This is a genomic window from Streptococcus symci, assembly GCF_006385165.1.
GTDB lineage: Bacteria > Bacillota > Bacilli > Lactobacillales > Streptococcaceae > Streptococcus > Streptococcus symci.
The window spans coordinates 103,897-130,072 of sequence record NZ_VFJA01000005.1; the positions used below are offsets into that span (position 1 = coordinate 103,897).

Consider the following 26,176-nt stretch of genomic DNA (forward strand, 5'->3'; position numbering starts at 1 on the left):
TTAGACGTCCTCCATATCAAATGCGTGTAGTTTCTTGAATGCGATCATAGAGATTGAGATGACAATGATAGAGATAATCAAGGTAACAGCTGCCGCCATAGAGTATTGAGGAGATGTACCTGTTGTCAAACGGTAGATCCATGAAATCAAGATATCGGTTGAACCAGCTCCACCACCGACACTACCAGGTCCTCCAGCATTGAAGAGGTACATGATAGAGAAGTTGTTAAAGTTGAAGGTGTATTGGCTAATTAAAGTAGGTGCCGCAACCGCCAAGATCATTGGGAAAGTAATGTTGCGGAATTTTTGCCAAGCATTGGCACCGTCAATATAAGCTGCTTCGTAAAGGTCATTAGGAATAGATTGTAAGATACCCAAAGTCAAAACGTAGATGTATGGGAATCCAAGCCAACCTTGCATCATAATCAAGGCAATCTTAGTCCAGGTTGGGTCTGTTTTCCAAGGAATAAGAGCCCCATCAAGGAAAGGAAGGAATTTAGCCAAGATTGGCAATACTTGAGTGTTGATGGCTCCGACGCTATCATTAAACATGTTTGAGAATGTCAAGATAGTGATGAAGGCTGGAACAGCCCAAGGAAGAAGGAAAATAACACCAAAGATACGTTTTCCTTTGATAAACGGTTGGTTAGCAATGATAGCTGTGAAGATACCAATCACAATCTGCAAAGTTGAGGCAGCCAAAGCCCAGATGATAGTCCAAGAAAGAACGGCACCAAAGGCAGAACGGAAGGTACTCAAGCTCCAGATGTTTGTAAAGTTGGTCAAACCAACCCAGTCCAACAATTTGTTTGGTGGCAAGTGTTGGAAGTCATAGTTAGTAAAGGCGATCATCAAGGTTACGATAACTGGGAAGATAATCGCAAAAGTCATTGCAACATAAGATGGAATGATTAAGAGGTAAGGGAAGCCATTTTCATAAATCCCTTTGATCATATCTTTGAGGGTACGTGGAACTGGGATTCCATTGTTAATACGTTTTGCGATAGTATGTGCATCTTTGATATTTGCGAAATAAAAGAGTACATAAACGACTACAAAGATTAAATGGAAGGCACCACGAATCAGCATAAAGAGGGAATTATCACGACCTGGCTTGTCACCAAGAGTGATGAGATTGCTCAATTCAGGGGCTGCAAGTGCTAGGAAGTAAAGGACGAATACAAGGGTTACACCAAGGAAGATAAAACCTTTTGCTTTTTGTTTATTGTAAATCTGTCCTAACCCAGGAATGATAGACAGCAGGGCTGCTTTACTAGGTTGTTGCTTTTCCATAATAACTCCTTTCATAGAATACTGGTTTTTAGATAAAACCTAAACTATTTATGTTTCTATTGATAAATTCAAAGGGGGATTTGAATTCCACCCCCCTTGAACAAATTTTTTATTCACCAAATTTTTGTTTGATTGTTTCTTTGATCAATGTTACAGCATCGTTAGCAGCTGTTTTAGCATCTTTCTTACCACTTACAGAGTCAAAGAGCATGTTAGCAGCTGGTTCCCAAACTGCAGACATTTGAGAGATGTTTGGCATTGGTTGAGCGTTCTTGAACTGTTTGATAACAGCTGTTGTCAACTCATCGTTTTTACCTTCAGCGTATGAACGAGCTTCAGTGTTAGCTGGGATTTCGTTAGTTGCATCGTAGAAGGCTTTTTGTTGTTCAGTTGAAACAAGGAAGTCTACAAATTTTTGTGCGCCTTCAAGGTTCTTAGTGCTTGATGGGATGATCCAAGCTTTACCACCACCGAATGCTGCGTAGTCTTTTCCGTTTGGAAGAGTTGGGATAGTAGCAACACCGTAGTTTACTTTAGCATCTTTGAATGCTTTAGCTTTCCAAGGTCCATCAATGATAGCAGCTGTTTTACCTTCTTGGAATTGAGTTTGGATTAAGTTTCCAGCAGCTGTACCATCTTGCATACCTTTAGGCCATTTTTCATACCAAGATTTAGCGTAGTTGATACCTGCGATAGCACCTTCGTTTGCAAGACCGATGTCTTTAGGATTTTTACCGTTATCGCCAAATACATAAGCTCCGTTACCAGCAAGAAGTCCGTATGCATAGTAGAAGTTTGTCCAGTCAGCTAGGAATGCAGAAGTTTTTCCATCTTCTCCAGCGAATGCGTATTTGCTATCTTTAGCAAGTTCTTCTAATTCAGCAAAAGTTTTTGGAGCGTCTTTTACCAAGTCTTTGTTGTAGTACATAACAAGTGACTCGATAACCGCAGGAGCACCGTAAACTTTACCGTCAGCAGCTGTTACAAGAGATTTAGTTTTATCATCTGTTTTAGCGCCGTCGCTCAATTTCACTTCTGAAAGTTGTCCGTCAGTACCAAGGCTACCTACACGGTCGTATGGAGCCATCATAACGTCAGCAGCTTGACCTGATTGGTTGTCAAGAGAAAGTTTGTCAAGACCACCAAGTTGGTCACCAGATTTGATGTTAACTTTTGTTCCTGATTCTTTTTCATAAGCCTTAGCAACTGTTTCAGCAAAAGCTTTGTATTGGTCTTCAACGTAAAGAGTGATTTCTTTACCTTCAGATGAACCAGCATCAGCAGCTTTTTCAGCAGGTTTGCTTCCGCAAGCTACCAAAAGCAAGCTAGCAAGTGTAGCAGTTCCAAGCACAGCAGCGCTCTTCATGAATTTAGATGACATAGTGTATTCCTCCTAAAGAATAACAAATTTTATAATGAGGAAACGCAAACGTTTTCCTTTATGGGACTAGTATAGCACAATGGGAAAGCGGTTGCAAGTGTTTTTTGTAAAAATTTTAAAAAAATTTTACGAAAAGGGTAAGCGTTTTATTTGTTTATAATAGTAGAAAATCAAAAAATTGCTTTTATTTTAAATTTTAAAAAAAGTTGAGAAAACGATTGCCTAATTTACAAATGGAAACTAAGGAGATTTGCTACTTTAATTCCAGCTCATAAGATAAGTGAAAGCCTTATTCCTATTTTGTTTGCTTCCTGAAAGAATATATATACGAGTAAGAAGAAAAAATTTTTAAAAAATAATCAAAAAAGTTATTTAAAACCGCTTGCATTTATCAAGAAAATAAGCTATACTAGTAATAGCGCAAACGTTTGCGTTCATAAAAATGTAATATCTAACTATAAACACATGAGGTGCTTATTATGAAAAAACGTCAAAGTGGTGTGTTGATGCACATTTCTTCTCTTCCAGGAGCATACGGAATCGGATCATTTGGTAAAAGTGCTTACGACTTCGTTGATTTCTTGGTTCGCACAAAACAACGTTACTGGCAAATCCTTCCACTAGGAACAACTAGTTACGGAGACTCTCCTTACCAATCTTTCTCAGCCTTCGCAGGGAACACTCATTTTATCGATTTAGATATCTTGGTGGAACAAGGCTTGTTGCAAGAAAGTGACCTTGAAGGGGTTAACTTTGGTAGCGATGCATCTGAAGTTGATTATGCGAAAATCTACTATGCACGTCGTCCTCTTTTAGAAAAAGCGGTAAAACGTTTTTTGGAAGTAGGAGATGTTAAAGATTTTGAGAAATTTGCTCAAGACAACCAATCATGGCTTGAACTCTTTGCAGAGTATATGGCTATCAAAGAGCATTTTGACAATCTTGCTTGGACTGAATGGCCAGATGCAGATGCTCGTGCTCGTAAAGCTTCAGCACTTGAAAGTTACCGTGAACAATTGGCAGACAAGTTGGTTTACCACCGTGTGACTCAATACTTTTTCTTCCAACAATGGTTGAAATTGAAAGCTTACGCTAACGATAACCACATCGAAATCGTTGGAGACATGCCAATCTATGTAGCGGAAGATTCAAGCGATATGTGGGCAAATCCACATCTCTTCAAGACAGATGTCAACGGTAAGGCGACTTGCATCGCAGGATGCCCACCAGATGAATTTTCTGCAACTGGTCAGCTTTGGGGTAACCCAATCTATGACTGGGAAGCAATGGACAAAGATGGTTACAAATGGTGGATTGAACGCTTGCGTGAAAGCTTTAAAATCTACGATATCGTTCGTATCGACCACTTCCGTGGTTTCGAATCTTACTGGGAAATCCCTGCTGGTTCCGATACAGCAGCACCTGGTGAATGGGTCAAAGGTCCTGGCTACAAGCTTTTTGCAGCCGTTAAGGAAGAGCTTGGTGAGTTAAACATCATCGCAGAAGATCTTGGTTTCATGACAGACGAAGTTATCGAATTGCGTGAACGTACTGGCTTCCCAGGAATGAAGATTCTTCAATTTGCCTTCAACCCAGAAGACGAAAGCATCGATAGCCCACACTTGGCACCTGCTAACTCAGTTATGTACACAGGAACACACGATAACAATACGGTCCTTGGTTGGTACCGTAACGAGATCGATGATGCGACTCGTGAATACATGGCGCGCTACACTAACCGTAAAGAATACGAAACAGTGCCACATGCTATGCTTCGTACAGTCTTTTCATCAGTTAGCTTCATGGCAATTGCAACTATGCAAGATTTGCTAGAATTGGATGAGGTAGCTCGTATGAACTTCCCATCTACCCTTGGTGGAAACTGGTCTTGGCGTATGACTGAAGATCAATTGACACCAGCTGTCGAGGAAGGCTTGCTTGACTTGACAACAATTTATCGCCGAATCAATGAAAATTTGGTAGAATTAAAGAAATAATACAATATCAGGAGACACCTTAAACATGTTATCACTACAAGAATTTGTACAAAATCGTTACAATAAAACCATTGCAGAATGTAGCAATGAAGAGCTTTACCTGGCTCTTCTTAACTACAGCAAGCTTGCAAGTAGCAAAAAACCAGTTAACACTGGTAAGAAAAAAGTTTACTACATCTCAGCTGAGTTCTTGATTGGTAAACTTTTGTCAAACAACTTGATCAACCTTGGTCTTTACGACGATGTCAAAAAAGAACTTGCAGCTGCAGGTAAAGATTTGATTGAAGTTGAAGAAGTTGAATTGGAACCATCTCTTGGTAATGGTGGTTTGGGACGTTTGGCTGCCTGCTTTATCGACTCAATTGCTACTCTTGGTTTGAACGGTGACGGTGTTGGTCTTAACTACCACTACGGTCTTTTCCAACAAGTTCTTAAAAACAACCAACAAGAAACAATTCCAAATGCATGGTTGACAGAGCAAAACTGGTTGGTTCGCTCAAGCCGTAGCTACCAAGTACCATTTGCTCACTTCACATTGACATCAACTCTTTACGATATCGATGTACCTGGTTACAAGACAGAAACGAAGAACCGCTTGCGTTTGTTTGACTTGGATTCTGTTGATTCTTCTATCATTAAAGACGGTATCAACTTTGACAAGACAGACATCGCTCGCAACTTGACTCTTTTCCTTTACCCAGATGATAGTGACCGTCAAGGTGAATTGCTCCGTATCTTCCAACAATACTTCATGGTTTCAAACGGTGCGCAATTGATCATCGAAGAAGCAATCGAAAAAGGAAGCAACTTGCATGACCTTGCTGACTACGCAGTTGTCCAAATCAACGATACTCACCCATCAATGGTTATTCCTGAATTGATCCGTCTTTTGACTGCTCGTGGTATCGAACTTGACGAAGCAATCTCAATCGTTCGTAGCATGACTGCCTATACTAACCACACAATCCTTGCTGAAGCCCTTGAAAAATGGCCTCTTGAATTCTTGCAAGAAGTGGTTCCTCACTTGGTTCCAATCATCGAAGAATTGGACCGTCGCGTGAAAGCAGAATACAAAGATCCAGCTGTTCAAATCATCGATGAGAGCGGACGTGTTCACATGGCTCACATGGATATCCACTACGGATACAGTGTTAACGGGGTAGCAGCACTCCACACTGAAATCTTGAAGAACTCTGAATTGAAAGCCTTCTACGACCTTTACCCAGAAAAATTCAACAACAAAACAAACGGTATCACTTTCCGTCGTTGGCTCATGCATGCTAACCCAAGACTATCTCACTACTTGGATGAGATTATTGGAGAAGGTTGGCACCATGAAGCAGATGAGCTTGAAAAACTCTTGTCTTATGAAGACAAAGCAGCTGTCAAAGAAAAATTGGAAAGCATCAAGGCTCACAACAAACGTAAATTGGCTCGTCACTTGAAAGAACACCAAGGTGTGGAAATCAATACAAACTCTATCTTTGATATCCAAATCAAACGTCTTCACGAGTACAAACGCCAACAAATGAACGCTTTGTACGTGATCCACAAATACCTTGACATCAAAGCTGGTAACATCCCTGCTCGTCCAATTACAATCTTCTTTGGTGGTAAAGCAGCTCCAGCCTACACAATCGCTCAAGACATTATCCACTTGATCCTTTGCATGTCAGAAGTTATTGCTAACGATCCAGCAGTAGCTCCACACTTGCAAGTAGTTATGGTTGAAAACTACAACGTTACTGCAGCAAGCTTCCTTATCCCAGCATGTGATATCTCAGAGCAAATCTCACTTGCTTCTAAAGAAGCTTCAGGTACTGGTAACATGAAATTCATGTTGAACGGCGCTTTGACTCTTGGTACTATGGACGGTGCTAACGTTGAAATCGCTGAGTTGGTTGGCGACGAAAACATCTACATCTTTGGTGAAGATTCAGAAACTGTTATTGACCTTTACGCAAAAGCAGCTTATAAATCAAGCGAATTCTATGCTCGTGAAGCTATCAAACCATTGGTTGACTTCATCGTTAGCGATGCAGTTCTTGCAGCTGGAAACAAAGAGCGCTTGGAACGTCTTTACAATGAATTGATCAACAAAGACTGGTTCATGACTCTTCTTGACTTGGAAGACTACATCAAGGTTAAAGAGCAAATGTTGGCTGACTACGAAGACCGTGACGCATGGTTGGATAAAGTCATCGTTAACATCTCTAAAGCAGGATTCTTCTCATCTGACCGTACAATCGCTCAGTACAACGAAGATATCTGGCACTTGAACTAAGATACAAATTTATACTAATACATTTTGAAAAAAAGCGAGTTTCGGTTGAAATTCGCTTTTTTTTTTAATGTTGTGGATTTTAGTCAATCCTGTCTAAAAATAGAGAAATTATAGATACAGTGAAGGCTTTAAATGCTGGTTTTTACTGTCTTCAGCTTTATATTTTTTCGTAGTTGATTACCTCATATCTCTTGTATTCGCTTACATAGAGTGTTATAATATGATTATAGGAAAGAAGGTGTTCTTATGTGGAAAAAATATTTTTCAAAATATAAATGGACTGATTTATTTTGGATTTTATTTATCATTTTGACCTGCCTCTATATTGGTAACCATGATTTGTTTCCTCTCAATCATCAAGAAATCTCTTTTCGTGGTAGCGTTTGGGGTCTGGTACTGGCCTTATTTCACTTGCTATTTATTGATAAGTTTGTTATCTCGAATCGAAAATAAATGGAGAAGCTAAAAGCTTTAAATGTTTTAGACTTTTGGGATAGATAGTTTAAAAATTGAAATTTAAAACCGCAGATCTTTTTTGAAATGCGGTTTTTGTGTCAATTATAGTACTTTCCCAACCAGAATCTCAGCTTCAATAGTAATCTCTGTCAGTTGGCTCCAGTCAATCTTGCTCTGGTCGATGTGAAAGAGTAGGGGCGTCATGCTGAGTAGGGCTTTGAGCTGCTCTGTTGTGATAGTTTTAGTCAGAGAGGCAGTTTGACTAGCTAGGATGGTAAAGTGTTCCTGGAAATGCTCCTTGATATCTTGATTAGAATAATCCTTGTTTGTCAGCTGGTCTTGTACCTTCTGACGGATTTCCTTGAGGTGATTTTTAGTTGGAATAACCTTTATCAAGATACCGTCTTTGGATAAAACGCGACGAAATTCTCCATAGTTGGCAGGTGAAAAAATATCTAGTAGGATATCCATGCTGGCGTCTTTTATAGGAAGACGAGCTAAGTCACCAACGAACCAATTGACTGCCCAGTTTGGTTCACTCTTGGCAGCGATTTGGACCGAATCTTTGGAGATGTCAAAGGCATAGAAGGTTTTGTCAGGATGGCTTTCTTGGAGTTTACGAGAATAGAAACCTTCACCACAACCGATATCTAAAATTGTTTTGGCATTTTTTGAGTTTGAAAGTAAATCAGATACAGCCTCTAGAATAGCTTGATAAAATCCAGCTTCTAGGATTTGCTGGCGATTTTGGAAGTTTTCCTTGTCGTAGTTGGTAGATTGCTTGATTTGCGGTGACAGATTGACATAGCCAAATTTTGCCAGGTCAAAAGAATGACGGTTGCAACACTTGAGACTAGTCTCTACCAGATCTAGTTTTTCTTGACAGATCGAACAGGCAAAGGCAGTCGCAGAAGAGAAGCGCTGAAGTTTAGGTTTGAGATTTGTATTCATAGTTTAAGTCTAGCAAAAAAAGGACTGGATGGCAAATGCCCCCAGTCTTCTTTTTAATATGTAAGAACAAAGTATTTCTTCTTCCCGCGACGGATAACGGTCAGTTCGTTCTCTAACTTATCTGCGTCACTCAAGACATAGTCAAGGTCTTGGATGCGGTCGCCGTTTACGTAGATAGCTCCGTTTTGGACGTCTTCACGGGCCTGGCGTTTTGAGTTAACCACACCAGCTGATACGAGCAGTTCCACGATATTGTGGTTTTCATCTGCTTGGACTTGGTAGTTTGGCACTCCACGAAGTCCTTGTTTGAGCTCTTTGACAGAAAGGTTTTTGATGTTTCCTGCAAAGAGTTGCTCAGTGATGTTGAGGGCTTCTTTGTAAGCTTCTTCTCCGTGAACAAGTGTAACGACTTCACGAGCCAAGACTTTTTGAGCCAAGCGTTCGTGTGGCGCTGCTTCAAATTGTTTACGAATGTCTTCAATCTCATCAAGTGACAAGAAAGTAAAGATCTTCAAGAAGCGAACAGCGTCTGCGTCCATAACGTTCATCCAGAATTGGTACATTTCGTATGGAGAAGTCTTTTCAGGATTGAGCCAGACTGCGTTTCCTTCTGATTTACCAAATTTCTTACCAGTTGCATCTGTGATCAATGGAACAGTGATAACGTGGCCAGTCTTGTCAGCCTTACGACGAAGCAATTCGGTACCAGCTGTCATATTTCCCCACTGGTCAGAACCACCGATTTGAAGCGTTACGTTGTGGTCTTGGTTAAGAACGAAGAAGTCGTAACCTTGCATGATTTGGTAGGCAAACTCAGTGTATGAAATTCCTGTTTCGATCCGTTTTTTCACAGACTCCTTGCTCATCATGTAGTTGACAGTAAAGTATTTTCCGATATCACGGAGGAAGTCAATGAAGCTGATGCTGCCAAACCAGTCGTAGTTGTTGACCATGACAGCTTTATTTTCACCATTTTCAAAGTCAAGAAAACGAGAAAGTTGTCCTTGGATAGACTTGACCCAGCCATCTACTGTGTCTTTTGTTTGGAGACTACGTTCAGCATCTTTGAAGGACGGATCTCCGATGAGACCTGTAGCACCGCCAACGAGCGCATAAGGTTTGTGACCTGCTAGTTGCAAGCGACGACTTGTCAAGATTGCGACAAGGTGGCCTAGGTGAAGGCTGTCAGCAGTTGGATCGTAGCCAGTATAATAAGAAACTTGACCTTCTTCTAGGGCTTTACGCAAAGCTTCTTCATCAGTCGTTTGAAAAATCAAACCACGCTCTTTTAGCTCATCAAAAATGTGCATGTGTCTTTTCTCCTTTATAAAATATTGTTTCTACCTATTGTATCACAAACTCGGGCAATAGCCTAGTAGAATAAGGAAGAAAGTAGCTATTTTATTGAAAGTTTACCTTTTATGGTATAATAGTTACAGTGAGGAAATCCATGCAAAATCAATTAAATGAATTAAAACGAAAAATGCTGGAATTTTTCCAGCGAGTAAAATCAAAAATAAATCATAGAAAATCAGAGAAAGTCTCAGAAGTGAAGAAGTCGGATGGGACAGGTGGGAAAGTTCTGGCTATCCTAGGTAGCATTTTAGTTGCTATTAAGGGCATTCTGAATACTCTCTTTATTCTAGGCTTTATCGGTGGACTTTTTGGTGCAGGTGTAGCTCTTGGTTATGGAGTTGCTTTGTTTGACAAGGCTAAGGTTCCCCAAGCGGAGGACTTGGTAAAGCAGGTTAAAAATATTTCTTCCATCTCAGAAATTGTTTATGCAGATGGGAGTGTCATTGCTTCTATCGAGAGCGACCTACTGCGAACTTCTGTTTCATCTGAGGAAATATCGGACAATCTCAAAAAGGCTATCGTTGCTACTGAGGATGAACATTTTCTTGAACATAACGGGGTTGTGCCAAAAGCTGTGATTCGGGCGACATTGGGAACCTTTGCAGGTTTGGGCTCATCTAGCGGGGGCTCGACCTTGACCCAACAGTTAATCAAACAACAAGTGGTTGGAGATGCTCCGACTTTGGCTCGTAAGGCTACAGAAATTGTTGATGCCCTTGCCTTGGAACGCAGTATGAGTAAGGATGAAATCTTGACGACTTATCTCAATGTTGCTCCCTTTGGTCGGAATCATAAAGGACAGAATATTGCAGGTGCCCAGCAAGCTGCTGAAGGGATTTTCGGTATCGATGCCAACAAGTTGAGTATTCCCCAAGCTGCCTTCCTAGCAGGTTTGCCACAGAGTCCGATTACTTATTCTCCTTATGAAAATACTGGAGAGTTAAAGAGTGATGAAGACTTAGAACTTGGTTTGAAGCGGGCCAAGGATGTTCTCTACAACATGTACCGCACGGGTGCCCTGACTCAGGAAGAATACGACCAGTACAAGGATTATAATCTCAAACAAGACTTCTTGCCATCAGGAACTGTCAATGTTGTTTCGAGGGATTATCTCTACTTTACAGCTATGGCTGAAGCGACAGACCGTATGTATGATTATTTAGTTCGACAGGACAATGTCTCTAACCAAGAGTTGAAAAATGAAGCGATTCGAAAGGCTTATCATGAGAGAGCTGAGCAGGAACTAAGTAATGGTGGCTACAAAATTACTGCAACGATCAATAAAAAAATCCATGCGGCCATGCAAAATGCAGTTGCTAACTATGGTCATTTGGTAGATGATTCGACTGGGCAGCCTGAAGTAGGGAATGTTTTGATGGACAATAAAACGGGGGCTGTTCTAGGCTTTGTTGGTGGTCGTAATTACCAGACTAACCAAAACAATCACGCCTTTGACACCAAGCGTTCACCAGCCTCTACAACCAAGCCTTTGCTGGCCTACGGAATTGCCATTGACCAAGGTTTGATGGGAAGTGCTAGCATATTGTCAAATTATCCTACAAATTTTGCAAATGGTAGTCCGATTGTGCATGGTAGTAGTAAAGGCACAGATATGGTCAATTTAGGTGATGCTTTAAACTATTCATGGAATATTCCAGCCTATTGGACCTATCGCATGCTTCGTGAAAAAGGTGTCGATGTTAAGAGCTATATGGAGAAAATGGGTTACGAGATTCCAGAGTACGGTATCGAAAGTCTGCCTATGGGCGGTGGTATTGAAGTTACAGTTGCCCAGCATACCAATGGTTATCAAACACTTGCTAATAACGGTGTCTACCATCAGAAACATGTGATTTCTAAGATTGAATCATCTGATGGCACAGTAATCTATGAGTTCCAAGACAAACCAGTTCAAGTGTATTCGAAGGCAACAGCAACGATTATGCAGAGTTTGCTTCGTGAGGTGATTTCATCTCGGATCACTTCAAGTTTCCAAACGGACTTGGCTTCTATCAATTCAAGTTTAGCTCGTGCAGACTGGATTGGTAAGACTGGTACAACCAACGAGGATGAAAATATGTGGCTCATGCTTTCGACACCAAGATTGACTCTAGGTGGTTGGCTAGGTCATGATGACAACCGTCCAATGGCTAAGGGGGCTGGGCATTATCGAAATGCCAAATATATGGCCCACTTGGTCAATGCTATCCAACAGGCTGAGCCTGGTGTTTGGGGCAATGAACGCTTTAATCTTGATTCTAGTGTGACCCAGTCTCAGGTCCTCAGATCAACAGGGCAGAAGCCTGGCAAAGTATCCGTTAATGGAAGAACAGTGGATCTTTCAGGTTCTACTGTAACGAGCTATTGGGCTACCAAGACGGGAGCTCCTACGACAAGCTATCACTTTGCTATTGGAGGAAGTGAAGCAGATTACCAAAATGCTTGGTCAAGTATTATTGGTAGTTTCTCATCTACACCAAGCTCAAGTAGTAGCTCTAGCAGTACATCAAGTTCATCTTCAACACAATCAAATAGTAGAAGATAGAGCTATAAAATAAAAATCTTAAATAACGGTCTTGAATCTCGTTAAGTGAGAAGCAAGGCCGTTATTGTGCTCTTAAAGACAAACGCTATTGTCAAAATTGTTGGTAAAATGTAAATTATCAAGTGAGTTTTGCAGCCTAGATAATATTGCAGAGATTATTTGTAATTTTAGTATAGAAATTTACTGAAAGTGCAATTGTTTTGGATGTCCTAGTATTTCAATGATATAGAAGAATATCCTCCATCTATCAGTAATATCATTTTTGTTTAGTTGTTTTATGTTAATCGAAAGTTCTTCTGGAGTAGTGAAATTTCTCTTTGTTAAGGATGAAAGCAGACTAGCTTCTGCTTTTTTATCTATATTGCTTTACTGGTAAATAAAATAGTTAAAAAAATCACAAAAATACTTGAAGAAGCAAATGAAAAGGCTTACAATTATATTATAAACAGTACAAATAAAAAAAGGAGGAGTGCTTTATGAAAGCCTATACTTATGTTAAACCAGGACTTGCTTCTTTTGTTGACGTTGACAAACCAGTGATTCGCAAGCCAACAGACGCTATTGTGCGTATCGTAAAAACTACTATTTGTGGAACAGACCTCCATATTATCAAAGGGGATGTCCCTGCTTGCCAAAGTGGTACCATTCTTGGTCACGAAGGAATTGGGATTGTTGAAGAAGTTGGAGAAGGAGTTTCGAACTTCAAAAAAGGCGACAAGGTCTTGATTTCTTGTGTTTGTGCCTGTGGTAAATGCTACTACTGTAAAAAAGGAATTTATGCCCACTGTGAAGACGAAGGGGGCTGGATTTTCGGTCACCTGATTGATGGTATGCAGGCTGAGTATTTACGTGTCCCTCATGCAGATAACACTCTTTACCATACTCCAGAAGACTTGTCAGATGAAGCCTTGGTTATGCTATCAGATATTTTGCCTACTGGGTATGAAATTGGTGTCTTGAAAGGGAAAGTAGAACCTGGTTGTAGTGTAGCCATTATTGGTTCAGGTCCAGTTGGATTGGCTGCTCTCTTGACAGCTCAATTCTATTCACCAGCTAAATTGATTATGGTGGACTTAGACGATAACCGCTTGGAAACTGCTTTATCATTTGGTGCGACTCACAAGGTTAATTCTTCAGACCCTGAAAAAGCAATTAAAGAAATTTATGATTTGACAGATGGTCGTGGTGTAGATGTTGCTATCGAAGCTGTTGGTATTCCTGCAACATTTGATTTCTGTCAAAAGATTATCGGTATAGACGGAACAGTTGCTAACTGTGGTGTACATGGTAAACCAGTTGAATTCGATTTAGATAAACTTTGGATTCGCAACATCAATGTAACAACTGGTTTGGTATCTACAAATACAACTCCACAATTGTTGAAAGCTCTTGAAAGTCATAAGATTGAACCAGAAAAATTGGTAACTCACTATTTCAAATTAAGTGAAATTGAAAAAGCCTATGAAGTCTTCAGTAAGGCAGCAGACCACCATGCAATCAAGGTCATTATCGAAAACGATATCTCGGAAGCCTAGGTAGTAACAAGATTTTGGAACATAAGCAAATAGAAATTCAGTCATCATAAGATGGCTGAATTTTTTATCAAAAAATTAAGAAATGAGCATATTTCTTTCCTTGTTTAATGGAATTAGTTATAATATACGATACAAAGGAAATGAATGAATATGTATCGTGTTATAGAAATGTATGGAGATTTTGAACCTTGGTGGTTCTTAGAAGGTTGGGAAGAAGATATTGTAGCTAGTAAGAAATTTGACCAGTATTATGATGCTCTCAAATACTACAAAACTTGCTGGTTTAGATTGGAACAAGAATCCCCTTTTTATAAAAGTAGAAGTGACTTGATGACCATTTTCTGGGATCCAGAAGACCAACGTTGGTGTGATGAATGTGACGAGTATTTACAACAATACCATTCTTTGGCTCTTTTGCAGGACGAGCAGGTTATTCCAGATGAAAAATTACGCCCAGGCTATGAAAAACAAACAGGTAAGGAAAGGCACCGTTCTTGCCGTATGAAATTAAATTAGAGAAAAAGTAACTTTTTTGGAGTTGCTTTTTTTATTTTTCCAACTCTTTGCGAATAGTATAGTTGAGGAGGTAAGTATGGTTCAAGAAATTGCACAAGAAATCATTCGTTCGGCTCGAAAAAAAGGAGCGCAAGACATTTATTTTGTCCCCAAGTTAGACGCCTATGAGCTTCATATGAGGGTCGGAGACAAGCGCTGTAAAATCGGTTCTTATGATTTTGAAAAATTTGCGGCCGTTATCAGTCACTTTAAGTTTGTAGCGGGTATGAATGTTGGGGAGAAGAGACGTAGTCAACTTGGTTCCTGTGATTATGAATATGACCAGAAGATGGCGTCCCTACGTTTATCTACTGTAGGTGATTATCGAGGGCATGAGAGTTTAGTTATTCGCTTGTTGCATGATGAGGAGCAGGATTTGCATTTTTGGTTTCAGGATATTGGAGAACTGGGTAAGCAGTACAGGCAACGTGGCCTCTATCTCTTTGCTGGCCCAGTCGGCAGTGGCAAGACAACCCTGATGCATGAATTAGCTAAGTCCCTTTTTAAGGGGCAACAGGTTATGTCTATTGAAGATCCAGTCGAAATCAAGCAGGACGACATGCTCCAGTTGCAGCTAAATGAAGCAATCGGACTAACCTATGAAAATCTCATCAAGCTTTCCTTACGTCATCGTCCTGACCTTTTGATTATCGGAGAAATTCGAGACAGCGAGACGGCGCGTGCAGTAGTTAGAGCTAGTTTGACAGGTGCGACAGTCTTTTCAACCATTCATGCCAAGAGTATTCGAGGTGTTTATGAGCGCCTGTTGGAGTTGGGTGTGAGTGAGGAGGAATTAGCAGTCGTTCTGCAAGGAGTCTGCTACCAGAGATTAATCGGGGGAGGAGGAATTGTTGAGTTTGCAAACAAAGACTATCAAGAACACCAGTCAACTAGCTGGAATGAACAGATTGACCAACTTCTTAAAGATGGACATATCACAAGTCTTCAGGCTGAAACGGAAAAAATTAGCTACAGCTAAGCAAAAAAATATCATCACCCTGTTTAACAATCTCTTTTCCAGCGGTTTTCATCTGGTGGAGACTATCTCCTTTTTAGATAGGAGTGCCTTGTTGGATAAGCAGTGTGTGACCCAGATGCGTACAGGCTTGTCTCAGGGCAAATCATTCTCAGAAATGATGGAAAGTTTGGGATTTTCAAGTGCCATTGTCACTCAGTTATCCCTAGCGGAAGTCCATGGAAATCTCCACCTGAGTTTGGGAAAGATAGAAGAGTATCTAGACAATCTAGCCAAGGTCAAGAAAAAATTAATTGAAGTAGCAACCTATCCTTTGATTTTGCTGGGTTTTCTTCTCTTAATCATGCTGGGGCTACGGAACTACCTACTACCACAACTGGATAGTAGCAATATTGCCACCCAAATTATCGGCAATCTGCCACAAATCTTTCTAGGAATGGTAGGCCTTGTTTCAGTAGGTGTCCTTTTAGCACTAACTTTTTATAAAAGAAGTTCTAAGATGCGCGTCTTTTCTATCCTAGCACGCCTTCCTTTTCTTGGAATCTTTGTGCAGACCTATTTGACAGCCTATTATGCGCGTGAATGGGGGAATATGATTTCACAGGGAATGGAGCTGACGCAGATTTTTCAGATCATGCAGGAACAGGGTTCTCATCTCTTTAAAGAAATCGGTCAAAATCTAGCTAGATCCTTACAAAATGGTCAGGAATTTTCTCAGACGATAGCGACATATCCATTCTTTAAGAAGGAGTTGAGCTTGATTATTGAATATGGGGAAGTCAAGTCCAAGCTGGGTAGTGAGTTGGAAATCTATGCTGAAAAAACTTGGGAGGCCTTTTTTACCCGAGTCAATCGCACCATGAATTTTGTGCAGCCACTGGTTTTTATCTTTGTGGCACTGATTATCGTTTTACTTTATGCGGCAATGCTCATGCCCATGTATCAAAATATGGAGGTAAATTTTTAAAATGAAAAAAATGATGACATTCTTGAAAAAAGCTAAGGTTAAAGCTTTCACACTTGTGGAGATGTTGGTGGTCTTGCTCATCATCAGTGTGCTTCTATTACTCTTTGTACCTAATCTGACCAAGCAAAAAGAAGCAGTCAACGACAAAGGAAAAGCTGCTGTTGTTAAGGTGGTAGAAAGCCAGGCAGAGCTTTATAGCTTGGATAAAAATGAAGATGCTAGCCTAAGCAAGTTACAAGCAGATGGGCGTATTACTCCTGAACAGGCTAAAGCCTATAATGAATACTATACTAAAAACGGAGGAGCAAATCGTAAAGTCAATGATTAAGGCCTTTACCATGCTGGAAAGTCTATTAGTTTTGGGTCTTGTGAGTATCCTTGCCTTGGGCTTGTCCGACTCTGTCCAGTCCACTTTTGCGGCGGTAGAGGAGCAGATTTTCTTTATGGAGTTTGAAGAACTCTATCGGGAAACACAAAAACGTAGTGTAGCTAGTCAGCAAAAGGCTAGTCTATACTTAGATGGGCAGACGATTAGCAATGGCAGTCAAAAGTTGACAGTTCCTAAAGGAATTCAAGCACCATCAGGACAAAGTATCACATTTGACCGAACTGGGGGTAATTCGTCCCTAGCTAAGGTTGAATTTCAGACCAGTAAAGGAGCGATTCGTTATCAATTATATCTAGGAAATGGAAAAATTAATCGCATTAAGGAAGCAAAAAATTAGGGCAGTGATTTTACTGGAAGCAGTAGTTTCTCTAGCTATCTTTGCCAGCATCGCGACTCTCCTTTTGGGACAAATTCAAAAGAATAGGCAAAAAGAAGCAAAAATCTTGCAGAAAGAAGAAGTTGTGCGTGTTGCTAAGATGGCACTGCAGACAGGTCAAAATCAGGTAAACATAAACGGAGTGGAGATTCAGGTGTTTTCTAGTGAAAAGGGATTGGAGGTTTATCATGGTTCAGAACAGTTGTTGGCTATCAAAGAGCAATAAGGTCAAGGCTTTCACCTTGTTGGAATCTCTGATTGCCCTGATTGTCATCAGTGGGAGTCTACTCCTCTTTCAAGCCATGAGTCAGCTCCTCATTTCAGAAGTTCGCTATCAGCAGCAAAGTGAGCAAAAAGAGTGGCTCTTATTTGTGGACCAGTTGGAGGTGGAATTAGATCGTTCGAAGTTCGAAAAAGTGGAGGGCAATCGCCTCTATATGAAGCAGGATGGCAAGGAAATTGCGATAGGTAAGTCAAAATCAGATGATTTTCGAAAAACTGATGCCAGTGGACGAGGATATCAGCCTATGATTTATGGACTCAAATCTGCGCAGATTACAGAGGAGAATCAACTGGTTCGCTTTCGTTTTCAATTCCAAAAAGGTTTAGAAAGGGATTTCATCTATCGTGTGGAAAAAGAAAAAAGTTAAGGCAGGTGTTCTCATCTATGCAGTCACCATGGCAGCCATTTTTAGCCTTTTGTTACAATTTTACTTGAACAGACAAGTTGCCCACTATCAAGACTATGCTTTAAATAAAGAAAAGCTGCTTGCTTTTGCTATGGCCAAGCGAACCAAGGATAAGATTGAGCAAGAAAGTGGGGAACAGGCCTTTAATCTAGGTCAGGTGAACTATCAAAACAAGAAAACAAGCTTGGTGACAAGGGTTCGTACGCCTAAAAGCCAATATGAGTTCTTATTTCCTTCAGTCAAAATCAAAGAAGAGAAGACAGAGAAAAAGGAAGAAGCGAAGACTGATTCAAGCGAAAAAGCGGAGAAGAAAAAATCAGAAGAGAAGTCTGAAAAGAAAGAGAATTCCTAGCTAATCAAGCTATTTTGTGCTAAACTAAAAATATGAAACATGATTTTAACCACAAAGCAGAAACTTTTGATTCACCTAAAAATATCTTCCTTGCAAACTTGGTTTGTCAAGCAGTCGAGAAACAGATTGATCTTCTATCAGACAAAGAAATTTTAGATTTCGGTGGAGGGACGGGTCTGTTAACCTTGCCCCTAGCTAAGCAGGCCAAATCTGTAACATTGGTAGATATTTCGGAGAAAATGCTGGAGCAAGCTCGCTTGAAAGCGGAGCAGCAAGACATCAAGAATATCCAGTTTTTGGAGCAAGATTTATTGAAAAATCCCTTGAAGCAAGAGTTTGATCTCATTGTTGTTTGTCGGGTTCTTCATCATATGCCTGATTTGGATGCGGCTCTCTCACTGTTTCATCAACATCTGAGAGAAAACGGACAACTTTTACTTGCTGATTTTACCAAGACAGAAGCTAACCATCATGGATTTGAATTGGTTGAACTGGAAAACAAGCTAGCTCAGTTTGGTTTTTCGAGCATTGACAGTCAGATTCTTTACAGTGCTGAAGACCTGTTTCAAGGAAATTACTCAGAACTCTTTTTAACAGTAGCCCAAAAATCACTCGCCTAGTCAGGGAGTGATTTTTCTATAAGGATGGAAAAAAGAAGGGAAATTTGATAAGATAGGAATATGGATTTTGAAAAAATTGAACAAGCTTATACGTATTTACTAGAGAATGTCCAAGTCATCCAAAGTGATTTGGCGACCAATTTTTATGATGCCTTGGTGGAGCAAAACAGCATTTATCTGGATGGTGAGACTGAGTTAGAGCAGGTCAAGGAGAACAATCAAGCCCTTAAGCGTTTAGCGCTACGCAAAGAAGAATGGCTCAAGACCTACCAGTTTCTCTTGATGAAGGCTGGGCAAACAGAACCCTTGCAGGCCAATCACCAGTTTACACCAGATGCTATTGCTTTACTTTTGGTGTTTATTGTGGAGGAATTGTTTAAAGAGGAGGAAATCACTATCCTCGAAATGGGTTCTGGCATGGGGATTCTGGGCGCTACTTTCTTAACCTCTCTTGCTAAGAAAGTGGATTATTTGGGAGTGGAAGTAGATGATTTGCTGATTGATCTGGCAGCTAGCATGGCAGATGTGATTGGTTTGCAGGCTGGCTTTGTCCAAGGAGATGCCGTTCGTCCACAAATGCTCAAAGAAAGCGATGTGGTCATCAGCGACTTGCCTGTCGGTTATTATCCTGATGATGCCGTTGCGTCGCGCCATCAAGTTGCTTCAAGTCAAGAACATACCTACGCCCATCACTTGCTCATGGAACAAGGGCTTAAGTATCTCAAGTCAGACGGATACGCTATTTTTCTAGCTCCGAGTGATTTGTTGACCAGCCCTCAAAGTGATTTGTTGAAAGGCTGGTTGAAAGAGGAGGCAAGTTTGGTTGCTATGATCAGTCTGCCTGAAAATCTCTTTGCTAATGCTAAACAATCCAAGACGATTTTTATCTTACAGAAGAAAAGTGAAATAGCAGTGGAGCCTTTTGTTTATCCACTTGCTAGCTTGCAAGATGCAAGTGTTTTAATGAAATTTAAAGAAAATTTTCAAAAATGGACTCAAGGTACTGAAATATAAAATAGATTTTGTTATAATAGATGAAAACGCTTAAAAAGGGGTATCATGTTATGACAAAAACAATTGCAATCAATGCAGGAAGTTCAAGTTTGAAATGGCAATTATACTTAATGCCAGAAGAAAAAGTATTGGCGAAAGGTTTGATTGAACGTATCGGTTTGAAAGATTCAATTTCAACTGTAAAATTTGATGATCGTTCTGAACAACAAATTTTGGATATCGAAAATCATACACAAGCTGTAAAAATCTTATTGGATGACTTGATTCGTTTCGATATTATCAAGGCTTATGATGAGATTACAGGTGTTGGCCACCGTGTTGTTGCCGGTGGAGAATATTTCAAAGAATCAACAGTCGTTGAGGGAGATGTTTTAGAAAAAGTTGAAGAGTTGAGCTTGTTGGCTCCTCTCCACAATCCAGCCAATGCAGCAGGTGTTCGCGCCTTCAAGGAATTGTTGCCAGATATTACCAGTGTAGTTGTTTTTGATACTTCATTCCACACAAGTATGCCAGAGAAAGCTTATCGCTACCCTCTACCAACAAAATATTACACAGAAAACAAGGTTCGTAAATATGGTGCCCACGGTACAAGTCACCAGTTTGTAGCAGGAGAAGCAGCGAAACTCTTGGGCCGTCCATTAGAGGACTTGAAATTGATTACTTGCCACATCGGTAATGGTGCTTCTATTACAGCAGTTAAGGGCGGTCAATCTGTTGATACTTCAATGGGATTCACTCCACTTGGTGGTGTGATGATGGGAACTCGTACAGGAGATATTGACCCTGCTATCATTCCTTACTTAATGCAATATACAGAGGACTTTAATACTCCTGAAGACATTAGTCACGTTCTTAATCGTGAATCAGGACTAATGGGGGTTTCAGGTAAATCCAGTGATATGCGTGATGTGATTGCTGCTATGGAAGAAGGGGACCACGATGCCACTTTAGCCTATGAAATGTATGTTGACCGTATCCAAAAACATATCGGTCAATACCTTGCAGTCTTAAATGGAGCAGATGCTATTATCTTTACTGCAGGTATCGGTGAAAATGCAGCAAACGTACGTGAAGATGTTATCTCAGGTATCTCTTGGTTTGGCTGTGATGTTGATCCAGAAAAGAACGTCTTTGGCGTGACAGGAGACATCTCAACAGAGGCAGCGAAGATCCGTGTTTTGGTTATTCCAACTGATGAAGAATTGGTCATTGCCCGTGACGTTGAACGCTTGAAAAAATAAGTAAAACTAGTAAAAATATTCCGTACAAGGAGTTGGGAAAGAGATTTTTCCAGCTTCTTTTTATGGTGAAATTGTCCAAAACCTTGCTATGATTGGTTTTTTTGAAAAATATGGTATAATAGTAGTAATTTAATAGATGGAGTTGAGTTTTGAAGAAAAACTTTCGTGTAAAAAGAGAGAAAGATTTTAAGGCGATTTTCAAGGAGGGGACAAGTTTTGCTAACCGCAAATTTGTTGTCTACCAATTGGAAAACCAGAAAAAACATTTTCGAGTAGGTCTATCAGTTAGCAAAAAACTTGGGAATGCCGTCACTAGAAATCAAATTAAGCGACGAATTAGACATATTATCCAGAATGCAAAAGGGAGTCTGGTAGAAGATGTCGATTTTGTTGTCATTGCTCGAAAAGGGGTTGAAGCCTTGGGATACGCAGAGATGGAGAAAAACCTACTCCACGTATTAAAATTATCAAAGATTTACCAGGAAGGAAATGGGAGTGAAAAAGAAACTACAGTTGACTAGTTTGCTAGGACTGTCCCTATTAATCATGACAGCTTGTGCGACAAATGGGACAACTAGCGATATTACAGCCGAATCGGCTGATTTTTGGAGTAAATTTGTTTACTTCTTTGCGGAAATCATTCGCTTTTTATCGTTTGATATCAGTATCGGAGTAGGGATTATTCTCTTTACGATCTTGATTCGTACAGTCCTCTTGCCAGTTTTCCAAGTGCAAATGGTGGCATCCAGAAAAATGCAGGAAGCTCAACCTCGCATTAAGGCGCTTCGAGAACAATATCCAGGTCGAGATATGGAAAGCAGAACCAAGCTAGAGCAAGAAATGCGTAAAGTCTTTAAAGAAATGGGTGTCAGACAGTCAGATTCTCTTTGGCCGATTTTGATTCAGATGCCGGTTATCTTGGCTTTGTTCCAAGCTCTATCAAGAGTTGACTTTTTAAAGACAGGTCATTTCTTATGGATTAACCTTGGTGGTGTGGATACAACCCTTGTTCTTCCGATTTTAGCAGCTGTATTTACCTTTTTAAGTACTTGGCTGTCTAATAAAGCCTTGTCTGAGCGTAATGGCGCTACGACTGCGATGATGTATGGTATTCCAGTCTTAATCTTTATCTTTGGGGTTTATGCTCCGAGCGGAGTCGCTCTCTACTGGGCAGTGTCCAATGCTTATCAAGTCTTGCAAACCTATTTCTTGAACAATCCATTCAAGATTATTGCAGAGCGCGAGGCGGTAGCTCAGGCACAGAAAGATTTGGAAAATAGAAAAAGAAAAGCCAAGAAAAAGGCTCAGAAAACGAAATAATAAGGAGGAATCTGGTAATGGGAGTATTTACAGGTTCAACTGTTGAAGAAGCAATCCAGAAAGGATTGAAAGAATTAGATATTCCAAGAATGAAGGCTCATATCAAAGTCATTTCTCGCGAGAAAAAAGGATTTCTTGGTTTATTTGGTAAAAAACCAGCTCAAGTTGACATTGAAGCTATTAGTGAAACAACTGTCATTAAAGCAAATCAACAAGCTATTAAGGGTGTTCCTAAAGAAATCAATGAACAAAATGAACCGGTCAAAACGGTCAGTGAAGCAACCGTTGATTTGGGTCATGTTGTAGAAGCAATTAAAAAGATTGAAGAAGAAGGCCAAGGGGTTTCTGATGAAGTCAAGGCTGAAATCTTGAAAAATGAAAAACATGCTAGCACCATCTTAGAAGAAACTGGGCACATTGAGATTTTAAATGAATTACAGCTTGAAGAAGCTGGTTTCGGAGAAGAAGTAGAAACTCCTATTGTCGAGACTCAAGCTGAACGAACTGAAAGTCAAGAATTAGAAGATTTGGGCTTAAAGGTGGAACCGAGCTTTGATATTGAACAAGTAGCTACGGAAGTAACGACTTATGTTCAAACTATTATTGATGATATGGACGTTGAGGCGACGATTTCGAATGATTATAATCGTCGTAGCATCAATCTGCAAATTGATACCAACGAACCAGGTCGTATTATCGGTTACCATGGCAAAGTTTTAAAGGCCTTGCAACTATTGGCTCAAAATTATCTTTATAACCGCTATTCAAGAACCTTCTATATCACAATCAATGTTAATGATTATGTTGAACACCGTGCAGAAGTCTTGCAGACCTATGCGCAAAAATTGGCGGCTCGTGTTTTAGAAGAAGGCCGTAGTCATCAGACAGATCCAATGTCAAATAGCGAACGCAAGATTATCCATCGTATTATTTCACGCATGGATGGCGTGACTAGTTACTCTGAGGGTGATGAGCCAAATCGCTATGTCGTTGTAGATACAGAATAAACAAAATCAGGGTTATCCTGATTTTTTGCTAGCTGGAGGAGATTAAATTAATGTTGAATAAGATAAGAGACTATCTAGACTTTGCTGGTTTACAGTACCGTAATCCTGATAAAGCGGGAGAAGAACGAGAGAAAATGATGGCATTTCGCCACAAAGGTCAAGAGGCCAGAAAGGCTTTTACAGAGCTAGCCAAAGCCTTTCAAGCAAGCCATCTAGAATGGCAACTCCAACAGACTAGCCAGTGGATGAATCAGGCGCAACGTTTGAGACCACATTTCTGGGTCTATCTACAGAGAGACGGACAAGTGACAGAGCCTATGCTAGCCTTACGTTTGTACGGGAATCCTTCTGATTTTGGTATTTCCATAGAAGTCAGTTTCATCGAGCGCAAGAAAGATGAGCAAACTTTGGAGAAACAAACCAAGGTCCTAGAAGTTCCAGTGATAGAAGGGATTTATTATCTAGTCTACTCTGATGGCCAAAGTCAACGGTGGGAGGCGAACGAAGAAAATCGTCAGGTCTTAGTTGAGAAGATAGGCAGTCAAGAAATCCGAAAAGTGTTAGTTAAAGCAGATGTTTCTTTTATAGAAAATCAATCATTAGAAGTGATTTTAGAAAAATTAGATGAAGCTTATGAGCGCTTACTTCCCTACTATCAGGCGACTAGAGGATAGCAAATAGAATACTTATTTACGTCGAATTGTTTAATTGCTATTCTATGTATTTTTTCATATAATAGTAAAATAGAATGTGTGATCCAATAATCACCTCAAATAGAAAGGAAATTCTATGTCAAATCTATCTGTTAATGCAATTCGTTTCCTAGGTATTGACGCCATTAATAAAGCTAACTCAGGTCACCCAGGTGTGGTTATGGGAGCAGCTCCGATGGCTTACAGCCTCTTTACAAAACAACTTCGTATCAATCCAGCTCAACCAAACTGGATTAACCGCGACCGCTTTATTCTTTCAGCAGGCCATGGTTCAATGCTCCTTTATGCCCTTCTTCACCTTTCTGGTTTTGAAGATGTCAGCATGGATGAGATCAAGAGCTTCCGTCAATGGGGTTCAAAAACACCAGGTCACCCAGAATTTGGTCATACAGCAGGGATTGATGCTACAACAGGTCCTCTAGGACAAGGGATTTCAACTGCCACTGGTTTTGCCCAGGCAGAACGTTTCTTGGCAGCGAAATATAACCGTGAAGGCTACAATATCTTTGACCACTATACTTACGTTATCTGTGGAGACGGAGATTTGATGGAAGGTGTCTCAAGTGAGGCGGCTTCATATGCAGGCTTGCAAAAACTAGACAAGTTGGTTGTCCTTTATGATTCAAATGACATCAACTTGGATGGTGAGACAAAGGATTCCTTCACTGAAAGCGTTCGTGACCGTTACAACGCCTACGGTTGGCATACTGCCTTGGTTGAAGATGGAACAGATTTAGAAGCAATCCATGCTGCTATCGAAGCAGCTAAAGCTTCAGGTAAACCATCTTTGATTGAAGTGAAGACGGTTATTGGATACGGTTCTCCAAACAAACAAGGAACTAATGCTGTACACGGTGCCCCTCTTGGAGCAGATGAAACTGCAGCAACTCGTCAAGCCCTTGGTTGGGACTACGAACCATTTGAAATCCCAGAACAAGTATATGCTGATTTCAAAGAAAATGTTGCAGACCGTGGCGCATCAGCTTATGAAGCTTGGACAAAATTAGTTGCTGATTATAAAGAAGCTCACCCAGAATTGGCTGCAGAAGTAGAAGCCATTATTGATGGACGTGATCCGGTTGAAGTGACTCCAGCAGACTTCCCAGCTTTAGAAAATGGTTTCTCTCAAGCAACTCGTAACTCGAGTCAGGATGCCTTGAATGTTGTGGCAGCTAAGTTACCAACCTTCCTAGGTGGATCAGCTGACCTAGCTCACTCGAACATGACTTATATCAAGACTGACGGACTTCAAGACGATGCCAATCGCTTGAACCGTAACATTCAGTTTGGTGTTCGTGAATTTGCCATGGGAACGATCTTGAACGGTATGGCCCTTCATGGTGGACTTCGTGTATACGGTGGAACTTTCTTCGTCTTCTCTGACTATGTGAAGGCAGCTGTCCGCTTGTCAGCCTTGCAAGGACTTCCTGTGACTTATGTCTTTACCCACGATTCAATCGCGGTTGGGGAAGACGGTCCAACGCACGAACCAGTTGAGCACTTAGCAGGTCTTCGTGCTATGCCAAATCTAAATGTTTTCCGTCCAGCAGATGCGCGTGAAACGCAAGCAGCTTGGTACCTTGCAGTGACAAGCGAAAAAACACCAACTGCCCTTGTCTTGACCCGTCAAAACTTGACTGTTGAAGAAGGGACAGACTTCGACAAGGTTGCAAAAGGTGCCTATGTTGTCTATGAAAATGCAGCAGACTTTGATACCATCTTGATTGCAACAGGTTCAGAGGTCAATCTTGCTGTCGCAGCTGCTAAAGAATTGGCTAGTCAAGGCGCAAAAGTCCGCGTAGTCAGCATGCCATCTACAGATGTCTTTGATAAACAAGATGCAGCATACAAGGAAGAAATTCTTCCAAATGCAGTTCGCCGTCGTGTTGCAGTCGAAATGGGTGCAAGTCAAAACTGGTACAAATATGTTGGTCTAGATGGTGCTGTTCTTGGTATTGATACCTTCGGAGCCTCTGCACCAGCACCAAAAGTATTGGCAGAATATGGCTTTACTGTAGAAAATCTTGTTAAAGTCGTTCAAAACTTGAAATAATTCTAAAAATCAGGGCGCAAGCTCTGGTTTTTTCTTACTAGAAAAGTAAGGTACAATCTTGTAAAAGTAACTGAAATTTGATATAGTAGTCCTATGTAAAAGACAAA

25 protein-coding genes are annotated in these 26,176 nt (G+C 40.5%); 21 read left to right on the top strand and 4 right to left on the bottom strand.

All coding sequences use genetic code 11. From position 1 onward, the window contains the following. Positions 1–1,293: a carbohydrate ABC transporter permease gene (locus tag FJN11_RS09905; RefSeq protein WP_049552225.1), complete on the bottom strand. Its 1,293-nt coding sequence runs from the start codon at positions 1,291–1,293 to the stop codon at positions 1–3. A 109-nt stretch (positions 1,294–1,402) separates the two neighbouring features. Further along, positions 1,403–2,674 (bottom strand): extracellular solute-binding protein, encoded by a 1,272-nt coding sequence (locus tag FJN11_RS09910; RefSeq protein ID WP_049552224.1) that lies wholly within the window; start codon positions 2,672–2,674, stop codon positions 1,403–1,405. Positions 2,675–3,153: 479 nt separating this feature from the next. Here FJN11_RS09910 and malQ point away from each other — a divergent pair, with 479 nt between their 5' ends. The 3 genes from malQ to FJN11_RS10885 all read left to right on the top strand — a co-directional run bounded on the left by malQ (position 3,154) and on the right by FJN11_RS10885 (position 7,408). Beyond that, entirely contained in the window at positions 3,154–4,671 is a 1,518-nt protein-coding gene (malQ, locus tag FJN11_RS09915; RefSeq protein ID WP_125431737.1) for a 4-alpha-glucanotransferase, read from the top strand. A 25-nt stretch (positions 4,672–4,696) separates the two neighbouring features. Further along, on the top strand, positions 4,697–6,955 hold the full coding sequence (gene glgP, locus FJN11_RS09920) for a glycogen/starch/alpha-glucan family phosphorylase (protein WP_140224604.1): 2,259 nt from the start codon (positions 4,697–4,699) through the stop codon (positions 6,953–6,955). 246 nt (positions 6,956–7,201) lie between these two features. Further along, entirely contained in the window at positions 7,202–7,408 is a 207-nt protein-coding gene (locus tag FJN11_RS10885) for a hypothetical protein (RefSeq protein ID WP_023943996.1), read from the top strand. Positions 7,409–7,513: 105 nt separating this feature from the next. Here the strand turns inward: FJN11_RS10885 and FJN11_RS09930 are convergent, their stop codons facing one another. Both FJN11_RS09930 and tyrS read right to left on the bottom strand, forming a co-directional pair. After that, positions 7,514–8,362 (bottom strand): methyltransferase domain-containing protein, encoded by an 849-nt coding sequence (locus FJN11_RS09930; RefSeq protein ID WP_140224605.1) that lies wholly within the window; start codon positions 8,360–8,362, stop codon positions 7,514–7,516. A gap of 53 nt (positions 8,363–8,415) precedes the next feature. Continuing rightward, positions 8,416–9,672, bottom strand: coding sequence for a tyrosine--tRNA ligase (gene tyrS, locus FJN11_RS09935; protein ID WP_033682933.1), 1,257 nt, complete (start codon positions 9,670–9,672; stop codon positions 8,416–8,418). Between the two features lie 140 nt (positions 9,673–9,812). Here tyrS and pbp1b point away from each other — a divergent pair, with 140 nt between their 5' ends. The 18 genes from pbp1b (at position 9,813) to tkt (ending at position 26,069) form a co-directional block, all read left to right on the top strand. Beyond that, positions 9,813–12,263: a penicillin-binding protein PBP1B gene (pbp1b, locus tag FJN11_RS09940; protein WP_140224606.1), complete on the top strand. Its 2,451-nt coding sequence runs from the start codon at positions 9,813–9,815 to the stop codon at positions 12,261–12,263. Between the two features lie 476 nt (positions 12,264–12,739). Continuing rightward, entirely contained in the window at positions 12,740–13,798 is a 1,059-nt protein-coding gene (locus FJN11_RS09945) for a zinc-dependent alcohol dehydrogenase family protein (RefSeq protein WP_000649457.1), read from the top strand. 150 nt (positions 13,799–13,948) lie between these two features. After that, positions 13,949–14,314 (top strand): DUF1033 family protein, encoded by a 366-nt coding sequence (locus FJN11_RS09950; RefSeq protein WP_140224607.1) that lies wholly within the window; start codon positions 13,949–13,951, stop codon positions 14,312–14,314. Between the two features lie 76 nt (positions 14,315–14,390). Then, a complete protein-coding gene (gene comGA / locus FJN11_RS09955) occupies positions 14,391–15,332 on the top strand; it encodes a competence type IV pilus ATPase ComGA (protein ID WP_140224608.1) in 942 nt (313 codons plus the stop codon). Beyond that, positions 15,280–16,296, top strand: coding sequence for a competence type IV pilus assembly protein ComGB (comGB, locus tag FJN11_RS09960; RefSeq protein WP_140224619.1), 1,017 nt, complete (start codon positions 15,280–15,282; stop codon positions 16,294–16,296). The genes comGA and comGB overlap by 53 nt, the downstream gene beginning before the upstream one ends. A gap of 1 nt (position 16,297) precedes the next feature. After that, entirely contained in the window at positions 16,298–16,624 is a 327-nt protein-coding gene (gene comGC / locus FJN11_RS09965; RefSeq protein ID WP_045606658.1) for a competence type IV pilus major pilin ComGC, read from the top strand. Next, complete coding sequence (gene comGD / locus FJN11_RS09970; protein WP_246039379.1) at positions 16,617–17,021, top strand: competence type IV pilus minor pilin ComGD; 405 nt, start codon at positions 16,617–16,619, stop codon at positions 17,019–17,021. Before comGC ends, comGD begins: the two co-directional genes overlap by 8 nt. Then, a complete protein-coding gene (comGE, locus tag FJN11_RS09975; RefSeq protein WP_281280812.1) occupies positions 16,984–17,286 on the top strand; it encodes a competence type IV pilus minor pilin ComGE in 303 nt (100 codons plus the stop codon). Before comGD ends, comGE begins: the two co-directional genes overlap by 38 nt. After that, positions 17,249–17,710, top strand: coding sequence for a competence type IV pilus minor pilin ComGF (gene comGF, locus FJN11_RS09980; protein WP_140224610.1), 462 nt, complete (start codon positions 17,249–17,251; stop codon positions 17,708–17,710). The genes comGE and comGF overlap by 38 nt, the downstream gene beginning before the upstream one ends. Further along, positions 17,688–18,101 carry a competence type IV pilus minor pilin ComGG gene (gene comGG / locus FJN11_RS09985; protein WP_140224611.1) on the top strand — a complete coding sequence of 138 codons (414 nt, stop codon included), beginning with the start codon at positions 17,688–17,690 and terminating at the stop codon, positions 18,099–18,101. The genes comGF and comGG overlap by 23 nt, the downstream gene beginning before the upstream one ends. 32 nt (positions 18,102–18,133) lie before the next feature. Further along, the gene (locus FJN11_RS09990; protein ID WP_140224612.1) at positions 18,134–18,721 is read left to right on the top strand and encodes a class I SAM-dependent methyltransferase; all 588 of its coding nucleotides are present in this window, start codon (positions 18,134–18,136) and stop codon (positions 18,719–18,721) included. A gap of 60 nt (positions 18,722–18,781) precedes the next feature. Next, positions 18,782–19,735: a class I SAM-dependent methyltransferase gene (locus tag FJN11_RS09995; RefSeq protein ID WP_049521854.1), complete on the top strand. Its 954-nt coding sequence runs from the start codon at positions 18,782–18,784 to the stop codon at positions 19,733–19,735. A 50-nt stretch (positions 19,736–19,785) separates the two neighbouring features. Continuing rightward, the gene (locus FJN11_RS10000; RefSeq protein ID WP_140224613.1) at positions 19,786–20,976 is read left to right on the top strand and encodes an acetate kinase; all 1,191 of its coding nucleotides are present in this window, start codon (positions 19,786–19,788) and stop codon (positions 20,974–20,976) included. A 149-nt stretch (positions 20,977–21,125) separates the two neighbouring features. Beyond that, positions 21,126–21,497, top strand: coding sequence for a ribonuclease P protein component (gene rnpA, locus FJN11_RS10005; RefSeq protein WP_140224614.1), 372 nt, complete (start codon positions 21,126–21,128; stop codon positions 21,495–21,497). Further along, positions 21,472–22,296: a membrane protein insertase YidC gene (locus FJN11_RS10010; protein ID WP_200872071.1), complete on the top strand. Its 825-nt coding sequence runs from the start codon at positions 21,472–21,474 to the stop codon at positions 22,294–22,296. The genes rnpA and FJN11_RS10010 overlap by 26 nt, the downstream gene beginning before the upstream one ends. A 17-nt stretch (positions 22,297–22,313) precedes the next feature. Beyond that, positions 22,314–23,303 (top strand): RNA-binding cell elongation regulator Jag/EloR, encoded by a 990-nt coding sequence (gene jag, locus FJN11_RS10015; RefSeq protein WP_049492474.1) that lies wholly within the window; start codon positions 22,314–22,316, stop codon positions 23,301–23,303. Between the two features lie 50 nt (positions 23,304–23,353). Further along, entirely contained in the window at positions 23,354–23,977 is a 624-nt protein-coding gene (locus tag FJN11_RS10020; protein ID WP_140224615.1) for a ribonuclease P, read from the top strand. A 115-nt stretch (positions 23,978–24,092) separates the two neighbouring features. Next, entirely contained in the window at positions 24,093–26,069 is a 1,977-nt protein-coding gene (gene tkt / locus FJN11_RS10025; protein ID WP_140224616.1) for a transketolase, read from the top strand. The last annotated feature ends 107 nt before the right edge of the window (positions 26,070–26,176 follow it).

Coding starts and splice junctions, on each gene's coding strand:
- FJN11_RS09905 (WP_049552225.1), bottom strand. CDS start 1,293: ATGGAAAAGCAACAACCTAGTAAAGCAGCCCTGCTGTCTATCATTCCT.
- FJN11_RS09910 (WP_049552224.1), bottom strand. CDS start 2,674: ATGTCATCTAAATTCATGAAGAGCGCTGCTGTGCTTGGAACTGCTACA.
- malQ (WP_125431737.1), top strand. CDS start 3,154: ATGAAAAAACGTCAAAGTGGTGTGTTGATGCACATTTCTTCTCTTCCA.
- glgP (WP_140224604.1), top strand. CDS start 4,697: ATGTTATCACTACAAGAATTTGTACAAAATCGTTACAATAAAACCATT.
- FJN11_RS10885 (WP_023943996.1), top strand. CDS start 7,202: ATGTGGAAAAAATATTTTTCAAAATATAAATGGACTGATTTATTTTGG.
- FJN11_RS09930 (WP_140224605.1), bottom strand. CDS start 8,362: ATGAATACAAATCTCAAACCTAAACTTCAGCGCTTCTCTTCTGCGACT.
- tyrS (WP_033682933.1), bottom strand. CDS start 9,672: ATGCACATTTTTGATGAGCTAAAAGAGCGTGGTTTGATTTTTCAAACG.
- pbp1b (WP_140224606.1), top strand. CDS start 9,813: ATGCAAAATCAATTAAATGAATTAAAACGAAAAATGCTGGAATTTTTC.
- FJN11_RS09945 (WP_000649457.1), top strand. CDS start 12,740: ATGAAAGCCTATACTTATGTTAAACCAGGACTTGCTTCTTTTGTTGAC.
- FJN11_RS09950 (WP_140224607.1), top strand. CDS start 13,949: ATGTATCGTGTTATAGAAATGTATGGAGATTTTGAACCTTGGTGGTTC.
- comGA (WP_140224608.1), top strand. CDS start 14,391: ATGGTTCAAGAAATTGCACAAGAAATCATTCGTTCGGCTCGAAAAAAA.
- comGB (WP_140224619.1), top strand. CDS start 15,280: ATGGACATATCACAAGTCTTCAGGCTGAAACGGAAAAAATTAGCTACA.
- comGC (WP_045606658.1), top strand. CDS start 16,298: ATGAAAAAAATGATGACATTCTTGAAAAAAGCTAAGGTTAAAGCTTTC.
- comGD (WP_246039379.1), top strand. CDS start 16,617: ATGATTAAGGCCTTTACCATGCTGGAAAGTCTATTAGTTTTGGGTCTT.
- comGE (WP_281280812.1), top strand. CDS start 16,984: ATGGAAAAATTAATCGCATTAAGGAAGCAAAAAATTAGGGCAGTGATT.
- comGF (WP_140224610.1), top strand. CDS start 17,249: ATGGTTCAGAACAGTTGTTGGCTATCAAAGAGCAATAAGGTCAAGGCT.
- FJN11_RS09990 (WP_140224612.1), top strand. CDS start 18,134: ATGAAACATGATTTTAACCACAAAGCAGAAACTTTTGATTCACCTAAA.
- FJN11_RS09995 (WP_049521854.1), top strand. CDS start 18,782: ATGGATTTTGAAAAAATTGAACAAGCTTATACGTATTTACTAGAGAAT.
- FJN11_RS10000 (WP_140224613.1), top strand. CDS start 19,786: ATGACAAAAACAATTGCAATCAATGCAGGAAGTTCAAGTTTGAAATGG.
- jag (WP_049492474.1), top strand. CDS start 22,314: ATGGGAGTATTTACAGGTTCAACTGTTGAAGAAGCAATCCAGAAAGGA.
- FJN11_RS10020 (WP_140224615.1), top strand. CDS start 23,354: ATGTTGAATAAGATAAGAGACTATCTAGACTTTGCTGGTTTACAGTAC.
- tkt (WP_140224616.1), top strand. CDS start 24,093: ATGTCAAATCTATCTGTTAATGCAATTCGTTTCCTAGGTATTGACGCC.